General features: G+C 63.0%; 17 protein-coding genes. 14 read left to right on the forward strand and 3 right to left on the reverse strand.

Annotated elements, in window-relative coordinates; translation table 11 throughout:
- Positions 1-72 precede the first annotated feature (72 nt).
- Both KRZ98_RS10230 and KRZ98_RS10235 read left to right on the forward strand, forming a co-directional pair.
- Positions 73-891 carry a class I SAM-dependent methyltransferase gene (locus KRZ98_RS10230; protein WP_217673452.1) on the forward strand — a complete coding sequence of 273 codons (819 nt, stop codon included), beginning with the start codon at positions 73-75 and terminating at the stop codon, positions 889-891.
- Between the two features lie 97 nt (positions 892-988).
- Positions 989-1,867 carry a DMT family transporter gene (locus tag KRZ98_RS10235; protein WP_368389809.1) on the forward strand — a complete coding sequence of 293 codons (879 nt, stop codon included), beginning with the start codon at positions 989-991 and terminating at the stop codon, positions 1,865-1,867.
- On the opposite strand, the gene KRZ98_RS10240 is transcribed toward KRZ98_RS10235, so the two are convergent.
- On the reverse strand, positions 1,839-2,270 hold the full coding sequence (locus KRZ98_RS10240) for an OsmC family protein (RefSeq protein WP_217673454.1): 432 nt from the start codon (positions 2,268-2,270) through the stop codon (positions 1,839-1,841). The two genes, KRZ98_RS10235 and KRZ98_RS10240, sit on opposite strands and share 29 nt — an antisense overlap.
- 88 nt (positions 2,271-2,358) lie before the next feature.
- Here KRZ98_RS10240 and KRZ98_RS10245 point away from each other — a divergent pair, with 88 nt between their 5' ends.
- The 11 genes from KRZ98_RS10245 (at position 2,359) to KRZ98_RS10295 (ending at position 12,867) form a co-directional block, all read left to right on the forward strand.
- Positions 2,359-2,724, forward strand: coding sequence for a PRC-barrel domain-containing protein (locus KRZ98_RS10245; RefSeq protein ID WP_217673455.1), 366 nt, complete (start codon positions 2,359-2,361; stop codon positions 2,722-2,724).
- 154 nt (positions 2,725-2,878) lie between these two features.
- Complete coding sequence (locus tag KRZ98_RS10250) at positions 2,879-3,547, forward strand: alpha/beta hydrolase (RefSeq protein ID WP_217673456.1); 669 nt, start codon at positions 2,879-2,881, stop codon at positions 3,545-3,547.
- 102 nt (positions 3,548-3,649) lie between these two features.
- Positions 3,650-3,838: a YezD family protein gene (locus KRZ98_RS10255; protein ID WP_217673457.1), complete on the forward strand. Its 189-nt coding sequence runs from the start codon at positions 3,650-3,652 to the stop codon at positions 3,836-3,838.
- Between the two features lie 162 nt (positions 3,839-4,000).
- The gene (locus KRZ98_RS10260) at positions 4,001-6,460 is read left to right on the forward strand and encodes a TonB-dependent receptor (protein ID WP_217673458.1); all 2,460 of its coding nucleotides are present in this window, start codon (positions 4,001-4,003) and stop codon (positions 6,458-6,460) included.
- Between the two features lie 98 nt (positions 6,461-6,558).
- A complete protein-coding gene (panB, locus tag KRZ98_RS10265; RefSeq protein ID WP_217673459.1) occupies positions 6,559-7,431 on the forward strand; it encodes a 3-methyl-2-oxobutanoate hydroxymethyltransferase in 873 nt (290 codons plus the stop codon).
- A 76-nt stretch (positions 7,432-7,507) separates the two neighbouring features.
- On the forward strand, positions 7,508-8,206 hold the full coding sequence (locus KRZ98_RS10270; RefSeq protein ID WP_217673687.1) for a tetratricopeptide repeat protein: 699 nt from the start codon (positions 7,508-7,510) through the stop codon (positions 8,204-8,206).
- Positions 8,207-8,220: 14 nt separating this feature from the next.
- Complete coding sequence (locus tag KRZ98_RS10275; RefSeq protein WP_217673688.1) at positions 8,221-9,570, forward strand: PQQ-binding-like beta-propeller repeat protein; 1,350 nt, start codon at positions 8,221-8,223, stop codon at positions 9,568-9,570.
- 129 nt (positions 9,571-9,699) lie between these two features.
- The gene (gene der / locus KRZ98_RS10280) at positions 9,700-11,064 is read left to right on the forward strand and encodes a ribosome biogenesis GTPase Der (RefSeq protein ID WP_217673460.1); all 1,365 of its coding nucleotides are present in this window, start codon (positions 9,700-9,702) and stop codon (positions 11,062-11,064) included.
- 5 nt (positions 11,065-11,069) lie between these two features.
- The gene (locus KRZ98_RS10285) at positions 11,070-11,285 is read left to right on the forward strand and encodes a sulfurtransferase TusA family protein (protein ID WP_217673461.1); all 216 of its coding nucleotides are present in this window, start codon (positions 11,070-11,072) and stop codon (positions 11,283-11,285) included.
- Positions 11,286-11,375: 90 nt separating this feature from the next.
- Entirely contained in the window at positions 11,376-11,816 is a 441-nt protein-coding gene (locus KRZ98_RS10290; RefSeq protein WP_217673462.1) for an Hpt domain-containing protein, read from the forward strand.
- A 46-nt stretch (positions 11,817-11,862) separates the two neighbouring features.
- Positions 11,863-12,867, forward strand: coding sequence for an LLM class flavin-dependent oxidoreductase (locus KRZ98_RS10295; RefSeq protein WP_217673463.1), 1,005 nt, complete (start codon positions 11,863-11,865; stop codon positions 12,865-12,867).
- Here KRZ98_RS10295 and KRZ98_RS10300 read toward each other — a convergent pair.
- Positions 12,845-13,936 carry an acyltransferase gene (locus KRZ98_RS10300; protein ID WP_217673464.1) on the reverse strand — a complete coding sequence of 364 codons (1,092 nt, stop codon included), beginning with the start codon at positions 13,934-13,936 and terminating at the stop codon, positions 12,845-12,847. The two genes, KRZ98_RS10295 and KRZ98_RS10300, sit on opposite strands and share 23 nt — an antisense overlap.
- 195 nt (positions 13,937-14,131) lie before the next feature.
- Here KRZ98_RS10300 and KRZ98_RS10305 point away from each other — a divergent pair, with 195 nt between their 5' ends.
- Positions 14,132-15,787 carry an ATP-binding protein gene (locus KRZ98_RS10305; RefSeq protein WP_217673465.1) on the forward strand — a complete coding sequence of 552 codons (1,656 nt, stop codon included), beginning with the start codon at positions 14,132-14,134 and terminating at the stop codon, positions 15,785-15,787.
- 71 nt (positions 15,788-15,858) lie between these two features.
- Here the strand turns inward: KRZ98_RS10305 and KRZ98_RS10310 are convergent, their stop codons facing one another.
- The gene (locus KRZ98_RS10310) at positions 15,859-17,310 is read right to left on the reverse strand and encodes an MATE family efflux transporter (RefSeq protein WP_217673466.1); all 1,452 of its coding nucleotides are present in this window, start codon (positions 17,308-17,310) and stop codon (positions 15,859-15,861) included.
- Positions 17,311-17,336 lie beyond the last annotated feature (26 nt).

Here is a 17,336-nt window from a genome sequence, read left to right on the forward strand (position 1 = left end):
CCTCCAGCCCCCTTGCTTCCACTCGCTACGACCGGCACACCCCTCTCCTGACCTATCAAGAGAGGACTGCCGATGAACCGTCTCGCCCGTGCCGGACTGCTGCTGACCGGCCTTGGCCTGCCCGCTTTGCCCCTGCTGGCCCAACATGTCGGCCATGGCGATCATGCCGCGCACAAGGCGGCAGACCCGATTGCCGCCGCCGTCGCCGCGCCCAGCCGCACGCCAACCAATGTCCTGCGCGACAAATATCGCCACCCGGCTGAAACATTGGCCTTTTTCGGCGTGACACCGACCCAGACTGTGGTGGAATATTCCCCCAGCGGTGGCTGGTACACCGAAATATTGGCGCCGTTGCTGCGCGATCAGGGCAAATTCTACGCGCTGCAACCCACTGGCCGCTATCTCGACGGCTACAAGACATTCCTGGCCGCCAAGCCTGCCGTCTATGACAAGGTGATGGTGGTCGCCTATCCCGAAGCGACCGCGACGATCCCCGCCAACAGCGTGGACACGGTGCTGACCTTCCGCAATGTCCATAATATGGTAATGGCGGGGAACGAAGCTGCGACCTTCGCCGCCTTCTTTGCGATGCTCAAGCCCGGCGGTACGCTGGGCGTGGTTGATCATCGCCTGCCCGAAGGGCGCGACAGCGCGCTGGAAAAGACCAGCGGCTATCTCAAAGTCTCGACCATCCGCCGCATCGCTGAGGCCGCCGGTTTCACCTATGTCGGCGCGTCGGAAGTCAACGCCAATCCCAAGGATACGGCGGATTGGGCCAAGGGCGTATGGACCCTGCCCCCTGTGCTGACCAACAAGGATGTCGATCGGGACAAATATCTGGCGATCGGCGAAAGCGACCGCATGACGCTCAAATTCATCAAGCCGCTGTAAATAGACCCAACCCGGTTGCGCCACGGCGCAACCGGGTTAAGGCGGGGCCGTGACGCCGTCTCCGCCCCAACCCCGACCACATCGGCCCCTTTTTGCCATCGGGCTGCGGCTGACCGCCGTCATCTGCCTGTCGATCATGTTCGTGACCGTGCGGGTGGTCGATGGGCGGGGCGTCCATGTCGTCGAATCGCTTTTCTATCGCCAGGCGCTCGCCCTGCCCTTCGTGTTCGGCTGGGTGGCAATGGCCGATGGCCTCCGCACCGTGCGCACCAACCGCATCCGCGTCCATGCCAGCCGCATGATGCTGGGGCTGAGCGGCATGTTGCTCAATTTCCTGTCCTATATCCTGCTATTGCCCGCGGAAGCCGCAACGATCGGCTTTACCATGCCGATCTTCGGCACGATCCTGTCGGCGCTGATCCTGCGGGAGGCGACGGGCGTCCATCGCTGGGCCGCCGTGCTGATCGGCTTTGTCGGGGTGCTGGTGATGATCCGGCCCGATGCCGGCCATTTCCCGCTACAGGGGGTCGCAGTCGCCATCGCCGCCGCCTTCGTGACGGCCAGCGTCAGCCTGGTGCTGCGCGAACTGGGCCGGACCGAAAGCGCAGGCGTGGTGGTGTTCTGGTTCACCACGCTGTCGATGATCCCGCTGGGCATCGCCATGCCCTTCTTCGCGCAGATGCATGATCCGGTCACATGGGGGCTATTGCTGCTGATCGGCCTGTTCGGCGGCATCGCCCAGCTTTGCCTGACCGCCGCGCTGCGCTGGGGGCCGGTGTCGGTGGTGCTGCCAATGGACTATAGCGCGATCATCTGGACGACGCTGCTGGGCCTTGCGATCGGCGAGCCATGGCCGCTGGCGACGACCTGGATCGGGGCAAGCCTGATCATCGCCAGCGGTCTCTATATTGCCTGGCGCGAACATGTCCGCGGCAAGGCGGCGCGGGTTAGGACAACAGTTCTGCATCCAGACTGATGTCGGCCTTGAGCAATTTGGAAATCGGGCAATTGGCCTTGGCCTTGCCGGCCAGATCCTGAAATGTCGCGTCATCCACGTCGGGGATGCTGGCCTTGAGCGTCAGATGGCTGGCGGTGACGGCAAAACCATCGTCCAGCTTTTCCAGCGTGACGACCGCCTTTGTGTCCATTTTGGTGGCTGTCAGCCCGGCTTCACCCAGGATCAGCGACAGCGCCATGGTGAAGCACGAGGCGTGGGCCGCGGCGATCAGTTCTTCGGGGTTGCTGCCCGGCACGCCTTCAAAACGTGTCGCAAATCCATAGGGATAGGCGTCCAGCGCGCCGCTCTGGGTCGATATCGCGCCCTTGCCGTCTTTCAGCCCGCCGCTCCACACCGCTGATCCGCTACGATTGATCTTCATGACTCTATCTCCTGCTCTTGCCGACAAGGAACCCGCGGGCATCCCCGTGGTTGCATCCTTATGATCCTTCTTGTGCAGGAGAGTGACAATGTCTAACACGACACTTGAAAATCACGGCCAGCTAATCGCATCCGATCGGGTAGAGGGCACTGCTGTCTATAATCGGCAGGGCGAAAAGCTTGGCAAAATCTCCAACTTCATGGTCGACAAGGTTACGGGGCAGGTCCGTTATGCAGTGCTGTCCTTTGGCGGCTTTCTGGGCATGGGGCATGACCATTATCCCCTGCCCTGGTCGATGCTGAATTACGACAAGCAGCAGGGCGGCTATGTAGTCGACCTGGACCGCAAGCTGCTGGAAGAAGCGCCGCGCCACATGGCCGACGAACGCCCCGATTATGACGATGGCTATGGCCGCAACGTCTATCAATATTATGGTCTGATCTACCCCTGGTAGGGGCTGTCTGGTGGACGGGCGGTGGTGGCAAAGCCGCCTGCCCGCCTGCGCTTTCCGGTCGCCCAGATTTCGACACATTTTGTCGCTTGCCCATTGTCTACCATAAAAATAGAATTATCCTCATGTCCTGGATAGACAGGATGAGGATCAGACCATGGAGCGATTCGGATTTTCGGGTGACACGCGCCAGCCGGTCGTGCTGACCATCCCTGGCCTGAACAATAGCGGGCCGGGCCACTGGCAAAGCCTGTGGGAGGATACACGCGGCGATTGCGAGCGGGTTGATCTGGGCAGCTGGGCCAGCCCCAACCGCAATGCTTGGGTCACGCGGCTGGATGCAGCGATCCGCGCTGCCAACGGGCCCGTCATCCTGGCGGCGCACAGCCTGGGCTGCATGGCTGTCGCCTGGTGGGGTGCGTTGCAGAGCCAGGCCTATGGCTGGCCCGTGACCGGCGCACTGCTTGTTGCGCCGCCCGATTGCGACCGGATGGAAACGCCAGAAACGATCGGTGGCTTTGGCCCCACTCCGCGCGCGCCGCTGCCCTTCCCGTCCATCCTGGTGGCCAGCCGGGACGACCCTTATATCTTCTTCGAGCGCGCCCACAGCGTCGGCAAATATTGGGGCAGCGAATTTGTCGATGCGGGCCATGTCGGCCACATCAACGCCGATTCGGGCCTTGGCGAATGGAGTTTTGGACAGGGGCTGCTCGAACGGCTGATCGACAATGCCCAGGAACAGGCGTCCGCCATGCGCCAGTCCCGTCCCGCCATTCCGCTGGCGCGGCAAACGCTGACCTCTGCGGGCCTTCGCGCCCATTTGTGATCATTGAACCCCAAGGGGCGCGACAAGAGAAACTTGAGCGCCCCTTATATTTACTTTTTTGTCTATCAATCTAGTTGAGATAATGTGCGGAAAGAGGTACGCATGACTGACACAAGACCAACTGACTTGCGCATCGGTCGCACCGACGCACAACGGTCCGACATCACGATCAGCATCGACAAGGTGCGAGGCGTGTTAGCGGGCCTGAAATTCGGATCGATCACGCTGACCGTCCATGACGCCCGCGTGGTCCAGATCGATGTGACTGAAAAGACGCGCCTGACCAGCTGACAGCGGAGGGCGAGTAAAACGGGGCTACCGGGTCATCATGACCCATGCGGCAAGGGGGTGAGCCGCACTATTGAGCATCATCCTGAAAATACAGGCTTTGACCGGACCACCGGAAACGCCGCGATCGACTAAACACCGGACCGCCGGAAAAAGGGGACCAATATGATTGCGCGTTTTCTGTTGCTTGCCAGCGTGGCAAGCGCTTCCTTCATCACGCCTGCTGCCTTTGCGCAGGACGCCACGCCACAACCGGTCGACCCGGCCGCCGAAACGCAGAACCCGCGCAGCGACGTCATCGTCGTGACCGCCCGCCGCCGTCAGGAAACCGCGCAGGAAGTGCCACTGGCCATTTCCGTGGTCCGTGGCGACAGCATCGAGGCGACCGGCAATTTCAACATCGTCAAGCTGCAACAGCTCGCGCCGACGCTGCAGGTTTATACCACCAACCCGCGCAACACGTCGGTCAACATTCGTGGCCTTGGCGTGCCGTTCGGCCTGACCAGCGACGGCTTTGAACAGGGCGTCGGCATCTATGTCGACGACGTCTATAACAGCCGCGTTGCCGCTGCGACCTTCGACTTCCTCGACGTCGCGCAGGTCGAAGTGCTGCGCGGGCCACAGGGCACGCTCTATGGCAAGAACACCACGGCAGGCGCGATCAACATCACGACCAACCAGCCGACCTTTAATTTTGAGGGCCGCGCCGAACTGACCGTCGGCAACCTCAACCTCAAACAGGCAAAGGCCGCCGTTTCTGGTCCTCTGTCCGACACGGTCGCCGTGCGCATTGCCATGGCATCGACCAGCCGTCGCGGCACGCTCTACAATGTGACAAGCCAGCGCTGGATCAACGAACAGGACAATCTGGGCCTTCGCGGCCAGTTGCTGTTCAAGCCCAGCGAGGATTTCAGCATCACCCTGTCGGGCGATTACAGCAAGCAAGACCCCGAATGCTGCGGCACCACCTTCGTGCGCGTCGGTCGCACCCAGCGTCCGCTCAACCGCCAATATGACGCACTGGCCGCCGCGCAAAATTATGTCGTCCCCAGCCGCAATCCCTATGACCGGCTGACTGATCTGGACAGCAACCTGAACGCTGGCAACAAGATTGGCGGCGTGTCGGCGAAGATCAAATGGGATGTCGGCCCCGGCACCCTGACTTCCGTCACCGCCTGGCGCTTCTGGGACTGGATGCCGGAAAATGACCGCGACTTTACCGGCCTGTCGATCGTGTCGAAATCGCAGAACCCCTCACAGCAGGACCAGTATAGCCAGGAATTCCGCTATAATTACGAAAGCCAGGATGTCGATTTCGTCCTCGGCCTGTTTGGTTTCAAGCAGCGGATCGACACGCAGGGCACAGAACAGCAGGGCAACGCCGCTGCGAAATGGAGCCTGGCACCATCGACCGATCCGGCCAATCCCGCCAATATCCCAGCTACGCTGGCAGGCCTGACCGCCAGCAACACCCAATATCTGAAGGCCGACAGTGCCGCTCTATTCGGTCAGCTAAGCTGGAAAGTGACGGACGCGCTGACGATCCAGCCGGGCCTGCGCCTTAACTATGACAAGAAGTCTGGCTTCTATCAGCGCGTCGTCACCAACGCCCCGGGTCAGGCCATCAGTTGCACCACCGTCGCTGAACCGGGGACCATCAAGGGAACCACCCAGCAATGCGGCGTCTATCAGCCACAGGTCAGCGCCCCCTCCGACAGCGCATGGAATTTCACCTACGACTTAAACATCAATTACAAGATCGCCCGCGATGTGCTGGCCTATGCGACCTATGCCAAAAGTTTCAAGACGCTGGGGATCAACCAGAACGGCCTGCCGCTCAACGCCGACAATACGGTCAATTATGACGCCAGCACGGTGAAGCCGGAATCGGTCAACCATTATGAAATCGGCCTCAAGACCCAGTTCTTCGATCGCCGCGCGACCTTCAACCTCACCGCCTTCCGCACCGACATCAAGAATTTCCAGGCAACGGTGAATGGCGGCCAGTTCGGTACGGTGCGCGGCTATCTGGCCAATGCGGGCAAGGTCCAGTCGCAGGGTATCGAGGCGGATTTCAAGATCGTCGCCAGCGACCGCTTCACCGCCTATGCCAATGGCGCCTATACCGACGCCAAATATAAGAAATTCGTGGACGCGCCCTGCCCGCCCGAACTGTCGGGCGGCACGTTCCAGGCGGCCAATGCGACGCCCGACTATTCGCAGCCGGGCGTGCCGGGTGCGCTCAGCCCGCGCCAGTGCGACATTTCCGGTGCCGATCTGCCGGGCGTATCCAAATGGGCCTTCTCTTATGGTGCGGAGATCAACCAGCCGGTGACGCTGCTGGCGAAAGAGGGTCAAGTCTATTTCGGCGTGGACGGCAATTACCGTTCGCACTGGAACAGCAACGCCTCACCCTCGATCTACACCAATGTGAAGGGCTATGCGCTGACCAACTTCCGCGCCGGTTTCCGGGGCGAAGGGTTCGACGTATTCGGCTGGGTCCGCAACGCGCTCGACGTCGATTATATCGAAACCCTCCAGGTCGCGCCCGGCAACACCGGCCTGATCGCCGGCCAGCCCGGCGATCCGCAAACCTGGGGCGGCACGATCAAGTTCAGCTTCTGATCCCTCTCACCCCGCCGGTGGGCGGAGCGGCACGACCATGCCACTCCGCCCATTGCTGGCCATTTGCGCCGCGGGACCGGCTGGGCTAGAGCCTGCCCATGTCCACGACCTTCACGCTCGACACATCGACCAGCCGCGCCAATCCCACCCCTGCGCCGATGAAGCGCCTGACCGTGCCTGCCATCCAGCGGCGCAAGTTTGAGGGGACAACCGAAGAGCCGCTGGTGATGCTGACGGCCTACACCGCTCGGCAGGCGCAATTGCTCGATCCGCATTGCGACATGCTGCTGGTCGGCGATTCGCTGGGGCAGGTGATTTATGGCCTGCCTTCCACCCTCGCCGTCACGCTCGACATGATGTGCGCTCATGGCGCGGCGGTCGTGCGCGGCAGCTATCATAGCGTCGTGATCGTCGACATGCCGTTCGGCAGCTATGAATCCTCCCCGCAACAGGCCTTCGCCAGCGCCAGCCGCATCATGGCGGAAACCGGCGCGGCGGCGGTCAAGCTGGAAGGTGGGCAGGTCATGGCGGAAACCATCGCGTTCCTCAGCCAGCGCGGCATCCCGGTCATGGCCCATGTCGGCCTGACCCCGCAGGCGGTCAATGCGCTGGGCGGCTATGGCGCGCGCGGCAAGAGCCAGGAAGAACATGCCAAGATCATGGCCGACGCCCGTGCCGTGGCGCAGGCGGGCGCCTTTGCCATGGTGCTGGAAGGCGTGATGGAGGAGCTTGCCGTCGCTATCACCGACAGCGTCGATGTGCCGGTGATCGGCATTGGCGCATCGGCGCATTGCGACGGGCAGGTGCTGGTGACCGAAGATATGCTGGGCATGTTCGAACGGGTGCCGCGCTTCGTCAAACGCTTCGACAATATCGCGCAAACCATTGCCAGTGCAGCAGAGCGTTACGCCGCCGATGTGCGGGCGCGCAGCTTTCCGACGGAAGAACAGGTCTATCGCCCGAAAAAGTGATTTGCCTGTGGCATAAGCGCCGCTATTGATCGCGCCTTCTGCCCATCTGTTTCTGATCCATGTCCCGGAGAATATCGTGGCCCTGACGCCGCAAAATAGCGAAGCCTTCATGCGTGAAGTCGATGAAGCGGTCCGTCAGGACCAGCTTTTGACGGTGTGGCAGCGCTATGGGCGCTGGATATTGGTTGCGGTCGTCGTCGGCTTGGCGGCCTTTGGCGGCTGGCTCTACTGGCAACATCACAGCAAGACCCAATCGGAAGCCGTGTCGGAACAGATGGACGCCGTGCTGGCGACCGCCACCGGCGGCGGCACGCCCGACGCCAAGCAGCTGGACGCTCTGACCAAGGCCAACCAGCCAGGCTATCGCGCGTCGGCTTTGCTGGTGCAGGCCGGCACCGCTTCGCGCAAGGGCGACGCCAAGGGGGCAATCGCCCTCTATGGCGCGATGGTTGCCGATACCGGGCTGGACCAGCCCTATCGTGATCTGGCGCTGATCCGCCAGACCGCACTGGAATTTGAAACGCTAAAGCCGCAGCAGATCGTCGATCGCCTGAAACCGCTGGCGATCGAGGGTGCGCCCTGGTTCGGCAGCGCGGGCGAGCTGGTCGCCATCGCTTACATGAAGATGGGCAAGAATGACCTCGCCGGGCCGCTTTTCGCCGGAATCGCCAAGGATGCCAATGTGCCCCAGTCGATCCGTTCACGCGCGCGACAGATGGCAGGACTATTGGGGATCGATGCGGTCGAATTGCCCGCTGATCCGGCACAGGGATGAATGAGCGCATGGGAATGGACAGCATGAAGAATAAAGCGCCCATTGGCCGCGCCGTGACGCTCACCCTGATGATCGCGCTGCTGGCCGGCTGCGGCATTGTTGGCGGCAAGAAGGGTGGTCCCAAGACCCCGGTACTGGGTAACCGCGTGTCCATCCTGAACAATGAACAGGGTGTCGAGGTTGAACCCGCGCTGGCCGACGTGCCGGTCAGCCTGCCCGCCCCCTATGTCAACGAACAATGGGCGCAGCCGGGCGGCGACCCGTCCAAGGCGATGGGCAATGTCTCACTGGGCGGATCACCAACGCAGGTATGGAGCGCCTCGATCGAGGGCAGCTCGCCGCAGGCGCGCCTGGCCGCATCGCCGGTCGTGTCGGGCGGCAAGCTGTTCGTGACCGACGCAGGCGCGCATGTCATCGCGTTCGACGCGGCCACTGGCGGCAAATTGTGGCAGACCAGCCTGCCTGCCGAGGGCAAGGGCAATGGCCGTTCGCTCTTCGGCGGCGGCGTCAGCGTATTGGGCGACCGGGTGTTCGCCAGCACTGGCCTTGGCGATGTATTCGCGCTCAATACCACCGACGGGGCCATCATCTGGAAGAAGCATCTGGCCGGGCCGCTGCGCGGCGCGCCGACGCTGGAAAATGGCCATGTCTATGTGATGGGCCAGGACAATCAGATTTTCGCGCTGAACCAGTCCGATGGCGAAACCCAGTGGACCGACAGCGGCACGTTGCAGGTGACCGGCGTGTTCGGTGTTGCCGCCCCCGCCGCCGCGCAGGGGACCGTGATCGCAGGCTACAGCTCCGGCGAACTGACCGCCTATCGCTATGAAAATGGCCGCACCCTGTGGGGCGACGCGCTCTCGCGCACCAGCATTTCGACCGCCGTGGCGACGCTGACCGACATTGATGCCGATCCGGTGATCGACCGGGGCCGGGTGTTCGCGATCGGTCAGGGCGGCCGCATGGCCTCCTATGAACTGACCAGCGGGCAGCGCCTGTGGGAAATCAATATTGCGGGCATTTCCACCCCGTCGGTGGTCGGCGAATGGGTGTTCGTCGTCACCAGCGATGCCCGCCTGCTCTGCGTCGCGCGCGCCACCGGCAAGATCCGCTGGGTCAGCCAACTGCGCCGCTGGCAGAAGGAAAAGAAGAAGGACAAGGCGATCCGCTGGACCGGCCCTGTTCTGGCGGGCAATCGCCTGATCGTCGTGTCCACGCGCGGCCAGATGGTCTATGTCGATCCCACCAATGGCAGCGTGCAGGCGCAAGTGGACATGGATCGCTCCATGTCGCTCTCGCCCATCGTCGCCAACAATATGCTTTATGTGCTTGCCGATGATGGAAAATTGACGGCACTCCGCTAAGAGCAACAAACATGCTAAGCCCGCTCCCGCGAAGGCGGGAGTCCAGTTCCCCGATACGGACTGGGCTCCCGCCTTCGCGGGAGCGCGGCGTTTGTCGATTTTGAATTTGTCAGAAGGAAACGGGCCTCCATGCTGCCCACAGTAGCCATTGTCGGGCGGCCCAATGTGGGCAAGTCCACCCTCTTCAACCGCCTGGTCGGCAAGAAGCTGGCGCTGGTCGACGACCAGCCCGGCGTCACCCGCGACCGGCGGGAGGGCGAGGCGCATCTGCTCGGCCTGGACTTCATCATCGTCGATACAGCCGGTTATGAGGATGAGGACGCCAACAGCCTGCCCGGCCGGATGCGGATGCAGACCGAGGCGGCGGTCGAAAATTGCGACCTTGCGCTCTTCATGATCGACGCGCGCGCGGGCATCACCCCGCTGGACGAGGAAATCGCCCGCTGGCTGCGCGCCAATGACGTGCCCGTCGTGCTGGTCGCCAACAAGGCGGAGGGCAAGGCTGCTGATGATGGCGTGATGGAATCTTTCAGCCTGGGCCTGGGTGAACCCATCCCCTTCTCCGCCGAACATGGCCAGGGGCTTGCCGACCTGTTTCAGGCGCTGCTCCCGCATCTGGAGCGGGAGGAATTTGAAACCGAGGACAAGACATTTTACGAGGATGACGAGAGCGCGCCGCTCAAGCTCGCCATCGTCGGTCGTCCCAATGCGGGCAAATCCACGCTGATCAACCGGCTGCTGGGTGAAAATCGCCTGCTGACCGGCCCGGAAGCGGGCATCACCCGCGACAGCATTGCCGTCGACTGGATGTGGGTCAGCGACGAAGGCGTCGAACGTCCCGTCCGCCTGATCGACACCGCCGGGATGCGCAAACATGCCAAGGTGCAGGACAAGCTGGAAAAGCTGGCCGTCACCGATGGCCTGAACGCTGTGAACTTCGCCGAAGTCGTCGTGCTGCTGCTCGATTCGACCCGCGGGCTGGAGGCGCAGGATCTGCGCATCGCCGACAAGGTGCTGGAGGAAGGGCGCGCGCTCGTCGTCGCGCTCAACAAATGGGATACGGTCGAACATGGTTCGGCCCTCTATCAGGGCATCAAGCAGGCGCTGTTCGACGGCCTCGCGCAAGTGCGCGGCGTGCCGATCATGACCGTGTCGGCCGCGACCGGCAAGGGATTGGACGACCTGATCCGCGTCGCCTTCGAAACCCGCACCACCTGGTCGAAGCGCGTGTCCACCGGCGTCCTCAACCGCTGGTTTGAAAGCGCGCTGGAGGCCAATCCCCCGCCAGCACCCGGCGGCAAGCGGATCAAGCTGCGTTACATCACCCAGGCCAAGACCCGCCCCCCCGGCTTCATCCTGTTCGGCACGCGGCTTGACGATCTGCCCGAAAGCTATCGCCGCTATCTGGTCAATGGCATCCGCAAGGAACTGGGCTTTGGCGCGGTGCCGGTGCGATTGACGCTCCGCAGCGCCAAAAACCCGTTCGGCAAATAGGCGCGATGGCCGATCCGGTCATCGTCCATGCGCGCGGCATGAAATGTCCCTGGCCAGCCCTGCGCGCGGCACGGGCCATGCGCGATACGCACGCCATTATGATCGAAGCGGACGACCCGATTGCCGGGCGCGAACTGGAAGCGCTCGCCCGGCAGCATGGCTGGTCCTTTGCGATCCTCGGCACGCATCGTTATGCGCTGGCTCACATTGCACCAGATTGAAGCGAACAATCCATTGCCATTCGCGACGCTTTAACGCTCTGTTTACATGCACCGCCTATTTTCTTGTTGTTAGAGCAAGGAGTGGCACGGGTGCCTCATCAAGAAGCCGACCTCGTCAATTGGAGCGATTTTGCACGGACCCGCGGTGAACTGGGTACGGCATTTCTGCGCATCCTTGGCTATTTCCGTGAAGATGGCGCCAAATCCATCGGCGCTGTCGAGGATGCCTTTCGCGCCCGCAATGCCGCCGCGCTGGTGACGCCCGCCCATACGCTCAAGGGCGAATCGGCGCAATTTGGCGCCTATCGGCTGAGCGCCATGGCCGAAGAAATCGAGATGGTCGCCCGCCGCTGCGTGGAAACGCGGGAAAGCCCGGACGAATTGATCGAAACCGTCGTGGCGCTGCGCCCCTGTTTTTCCGAGACGATGGCGCTGCTGGACCGCGACGCCAACCCACTGGTGGCGCGTCGTCCGGTGACATTTGGCCGTCGCGCGGACACCCCGGGACAGGGCTTTGGCCGCGCGGTCTGATTTTTCCGTATTGAAATAAAACCCAACCTGCCCCCATATGGCGGGCATGACACGCTTTTCCACGCTCGACCTCGTCCCCGTTCGCGAAGGCGACAGCGTCGCCACCGCACTGGCCGATGCCGCCGATCTTGCGGCCCATGCCGAAACGCTGGGCTATCATCGCTACTGGGTCGCCGAACATCATGGTATGGCGGGCATCGCGTCTGCCGCCACATCGGTCGTGCTTGCCCATATCGGCCATGCGACCTCCACCATCCGCATCGGCGCAGGCGGCATCATGCTGCCCAACCATGCACCGCTGTTGATCGCCGAACAATTTGGCACCCTCGCCGCCCTGTTCCCCGGCCGGATCGATCTGGGGCTGGGCCGCGCGCCCGGTTCCGACCAACGGGTGGCACAGGCGATCCGCCGCAATCTGACAGGCGGCGCGGATCAGTTCCCGCGCGACGTCATGGAGTTACAGGCCTATTTCGCGGGCGACGATCGACTGGGCATTCAGGCGACACCCGGCGCGGGCGAGGAGGTGCCGCTATGGATTTTGGGGTCCAGCCTCTACGGCGCGCAGCTCGCCGCCGCGCTCGGCCTGCCCTACGCCTTCGCCTCTCATTTTGCACCCGGCGCGCTGGACGAGGCGATCGCCATCTACCGCCGCGACTTCCGCCCGTCGGCGCAGCTCAAATATCCCTATGTGATGGCGGGCTATAATGTCTTTGCCGCCGATAGCGCAGATGAGGCCCAACTCCTCGCCAGTTCGATGCAGCAAGCGTTCGTACGCCTGCGCACCGGCCAGCCGGGCAAGCTCCAGCCGCCGGTGGAAGGCTATTATGACAGCCTGCCGCCCCAGGCGCAGGCGATGCTGTCCGACGTGCTGAGCGTCTCCAGCATCGGCACCCAGGCCGATGTCGAGCGCGATCTGGCGGCTTTTCTGCGCCGGACCCAGGTCGATGAACTGATCCTCACCGGACAGATTTACGATGTGGCTGCGCGCAAGCACAGCTTCACCATCGCCATGGCTGCAGCGCAGGCGCTTACCGCTCACGAACCGGCCTGATCCGTCCGCCGCTCAGCATAGTGGCCGCGCCGGGCACGATCCGGCGCAGCGCCGTAGCGATCAGCATCACGGCACCCAGCACCAGCAGCGGCTGGATCACCAGATAGAGCGGATAGAGCGGCGATCCGAGCGGCCCGAACATCTGGCCCAGCAACGGGCCGAACAGCCAGATCAGGATCAGGTGCGCGCAGAAGAGGAAGAAGGCGAACGGCTCAATCCGCAGCAATAGGCCACGCACACCGCTCCCCGCCAGTGCCCAGGCCAGCCGCCAGAAGGCGAGCGCTGCCGCGATCCGCACCGCCAGATCGATCGCATTGCGCAGCGGCACGGGCGGCAACTCCGCCAGCCCGACCATCACATAAAGCTGGACGCTGATCATCAGCGCAAAGGGTAGCACTGCCGCCACCAGCGGCGCCGCAATCGCCCGCCGCTCCCACTCGCCGCGCCGGGCAAGGATGCCGAGCGTGAAGAAGCACAGGATCGACGCCCGCATCAGCACCGGCGGCCCCAGCCCCGCAACATGCGCCGCCACCGCCGCCATGATCACCAGCCACAATATCCATCCCGGCGCTCGCACCAGCAGCGGTGCGCCAACCATGCACAGGAACAGGTCGCGCAAAAACGGCATCTGGACATTGATGTCGGGATTGCGGCTGACGATCAGCAGTTCCTCCACCACCCACCAGGGCGACGTCGGCACCGGCGCGCTTAGCGACCCGAAATAGGCAGCGCCCGACACCAGCAGGATCGCCAGCCCGTTCCACAGGATCATCGGCAGCGCTATCGTCCGCGCCTTGCGCCGGACATGGCCCCGCCAGTGCCGCGCGCTCTGCGACCCTGCGACCAGCCAGCCCGAAATCAGCCCCAGCAGCGGTACGGCGCTGCGCCCGAATATCTCCATCAATGCCCAGCGCAGATTATCCTGCGCCGTGCCGCGCAGCGCGTCGAGCGCCTCGCCATTCTGCCCGGTCCAGGCATGGACATAGACAACGCCAAGGATACAGATGACACGGGCTATGGCGATCGCGTCGGAGCGACGCGCTTCATCGGCCACTATCGTTTCGGACAAGCAAAGATCCTGACTGTTACGCGGCAATAATGCGCCAACTGGCCCGCTGTTCCGCCCCGTATCATGTCGATCCGTTTCGGACCTGTGCCTACCGCGCATTAACCCTGTACGGCTATAAGCCAATCTTTACCTCTATCGCCTAGATCAGTCCGAGTTTGCCGGAAGCCGCTCCGGTCGAAGGGACGACAAAGGCTCATGACCCAGATGCCGGGCGCACATCAATTTGCCAATGCTGCATCGTCAGCGGACCCCGCACTGGGGCAGGCCATGGGTATGGTGTTCCAGATTGCCGGCTCCAGTTCCAAGGTGATGATCGACGCCACGCGCCTCGCCGTGCTGGGACAGGATCCCGATCCCTGCACCGCAATGGCGGGACAGGTGGGCAGCCAGGTGAAGATGCGCGTCGGCCAATGCTGGCTGGTCGCCAGCGTGCGCGCGATGACGCTGGATCAGGCCAGCAAGAGCATCATCGCCGACATCGACTTTCTGGGCGAGGGCGACGAGGAGCAACTGACCGGCCGCATCTATCGCTTCCGCCGCGGCGTGACCCGCTATCCCACGCCGGGAACCGATATCTTCCCCGTGTCGGGCAGCGACATGCAGCAAATCTATGCCGCCGACGACCGCCCCAATGTCGAAATCGGTACTGTCTATCCCACCAACGATACCCGCGCCGCCCTCTATGTCGATTCGATGCTGGGCAAGCATTTTGCGCTGCTCGGCTCCACCGGCACCGGCAAATCGACCAGCGCGGCCCTCATCCTGCACCGTATCTGCGACCTGTCGCCGCAGGGGCATATCGTCATGATCGACCCGCATGGCGAATATGGCGCGGCCTTCGCCACCAATGGCGCGGTATTCGACATCAACAATCTGGCCCTGCCCTATTGGCTGATGAATTTTGAGGAACATTGCGAGGTGTTCGTCACCTCGTCCGGTTCCGAGCGCACCGTCGATTGCGACATTCTCGCCAAATGCCTGCTCGCCGCGCGGTCCAAGAATCGGCTGGCTGAACAGATTGGTCGCCTGACCGTCGATTCGCCGATCCCCTATCTGCTGTCGGACCTCACCTCCATCCTCCAGAATGAGATGGGCAAGCTCGACAAGGGCACCAATTCGCTGCCCTATATGCGGCTCAAGACCAAGATTGACGAGATCAAGGCGGACCCGCGCTACAGCTTCATGTTCTCCGGCATGTTGGTCGCCGACACGATGCAGGCCTTCATCGCCAAGATTTTCCGCCTGCCATCGGACGGCAAGCCGATCTCCATCATCGACGTGTCGGCCATGCCGTCCGACATCACCTCAACCGTCGTGTCGGTATTGTCGAGGTTGGTGTTTGACTATGCCATCTGGGCGCGCGACGAACCGCAGCGGCCGATCCTGCTGGTCTGTGAAGAAGCCCATCGCTACATCCCCAGCAGCACCACCGGTGCTGGTCAGGCGGTGCGCAAGATATTGGAGCGGATCGCCAAGGAAGGCCGTAAATATGGCGTTTCGCTGGGCCTCATCACCCAGCGCCCGTCCGATCTGGCCGAAGGCGTGCTGTCGCAGTGCGGCACCATCATTTCGATGCGCCTGAATAACGACCGCGACCAGGCCTTTGTGAAAGCCGCCATGCCCGAAGGCGCGCGCGGTTTCCTCGATTCCATTCCCGCGCTGCGCAATCGGGAGGCGATCATCTGCGGCGAAGGCGTCGCGGTGCCGATCCGCGTCGCGCTCGACAATCTGGAAGAACATCGCCGCCCCGCATCGGGCGACCCCAGCTTCACCGAACTATGGCGGCAGTCGGGCGGAGAGGACGCCATCCTCGACCGCACCATCACCCGCTGGCGCAATCAGGGGCGGTAAAAATACATCCGTTCGCCCTGAGCCTGTCGAAGGGTTGCCCTTCTTGAAATGCAATGCAGGACTTCGATCTTTCACCCCGTCGGCGCGATCCGTCCGGCTGGCTCCGCCTCGCTGTTCACCGCCTCGCGACATTCTTCCTCATGCACCGGCACCAACAGCTTGGCCTTGCGCCAGCCGCCATGGGCATAGACGAGGAAGGCCAGCAGCAGCGACACGAACGACCCGGCCGGGAAGCTGAACCACAGCGCGTCCGGCCCGATCAGTGGATAGGCGACATAATAAAAGCCGATCCGCACCACGAACAAAGTGAAGATCAGGATGATCAGCGGCTTCACCACCACGCCATTGGCGCGCATCACCCCAAACAGGATCATGGTGCAGCCAAAGGCGATGAAGCTCCAGCTGACCCGCAACTGCATGTGCCACGCTTCGGCGATCACCGCGCCATTATCGCCCAGGAACAGCCCCAGCAACGGCTCGTGAAACGCCAGCATCACCGCAACCATCGTGCCGGTGATCAGCAGCTGATAGCTGATGCCGACCCCGGTGATCCGGCTGATCCGGTCCCACCGGCCCGCGCCGACATTCTGCGCGGCCATCGCGCTGACCGCCGCGCCCATCGCCATGGCGGGCATCTGAAGATAGGTCCATAGCTGCTGCGACGCGCCATAGGCTGCCGTCACCAGCAGCCCTTCGCGATTGACCAGGCCGATCATCACCAGCCCCGACGCGGACATGACGATCATCTGGAGGCCCATCGGCAGCCCCTTGCCCAGCAGCACCCCCATCTGGTCGGCCGCGGGGCGCAGATAGGCGAGCTCCGGCCCGCGCAATCGCAGCGGCAGATCCTTGGCATAGGTGTAAACGATGATGCCGATCAGGCTGACAAAGCCCGCTACCGCCGTCGCGGTAGCCGATCCGGCGATACCCATGGCGGGAAACGGCCCCAGCCCCAGGATCAGCACGGGATTGAGGATCAGGTCCAAGGCCACGCTGACGATCATGAAGATGAGCGGCGTGCGCGCGTCCCCCACCCCGCGCAGACCCATCATGATCATCACCGACAACAGGCTGGCGGGCATCGCAACGAAGATGACGCGCAGATAGACCAGCGCCATGTCATAGGCTTCCGCCGGGGTCGCCAGCATCCGCAGCAGCGCTGGCGCGCCCAGCCAGCCAGCCGTCGAAACCACGACCGCCATCGCCATGCAGAAACCGACCGCCGACCCGAAAGCCCGCCGCGCCGCGTCGATATCGCGCCGTCCCATCGACTGGCCGATCATGACGGTCGACGCCATGCCAAAGCCGAACACGACCGAAAACATGAGGAACATGATGATATTGGCATTGGCGGTCGCCGCCAGCGCCTGCGGCCCCAGAAACCGCCCCACCCAGATCGCGTTGATCGAGCCATTGAGGGACTGGAGGATATTCGACGCCAGCGTGGGAATGGCGAACAGCAGCAGCGTGGACGCGATCGGCCCCTGCGTCAGGTCTTTTCCGCCTGCTGTGCTTGCTGCCACTTGCCGCCTCTCCCCTCGTGCCGGTG

The sequence above is a fragment of the Sphingobium sp. AS12 genome, from assembly GCF_019097845.1.
Taxonomy (GTDB): Bacteria; Pseudomonadota; Alphaproteobacteria; order Sphingomonadales; family Sphingomonadaceae; genus Sphingobium.